We start from the raw sequence: 265 nt of genomic DNA on the forward strand, positions 1-265 counted from the left end.
AATGAAGAAGGGCGGAATGGCGAAGATGATGTGAAGCATGAAGGGTATGCTGCCCCCAGGCTTCCCTGGTCGCTAATCGGCCTGGCTTGTTTGCCATTTTGGCACCGGGATGTGCTCGTCATCCTCACGTACTGCGTGTACGCTCCGGTGACTGCGCGCACTCCGGCACCAAACTGGCTGCACCGCCGACGGCCTTTTACAGCAGAGTTAGCAACTGTTGATTGCAATTCCCGCAAAAATGAGTAAAATTTTCGGGCTTTTAATA

1 protein-coding gene is annotated in these 265 nt (G+C 53.2%); it reads left to right on the forward strand.

Annotated features, from left to right (window positions below):
• The coding region (locus IEQ44_RS17285; RefSeq protein WP_227487659.1) for a hypothetical protein at positions 1-246 on the forward strand (246 nt) is incomplete at its 5' end.
• Positions 247-265 lie beyond the last annotated feature (19 nt).

Origin of the sequence: Nocardioides malaquae (genome assembly GCF_015070385.1) — a bacterium.
In the GTDB taxonomy this organism is placed as follows: Bacteria; Actinomycetota; Actinomycetes; order Propionibacteriales; family Nocardioidaceae; genus Nocardioides; species Nocardioides malaquae.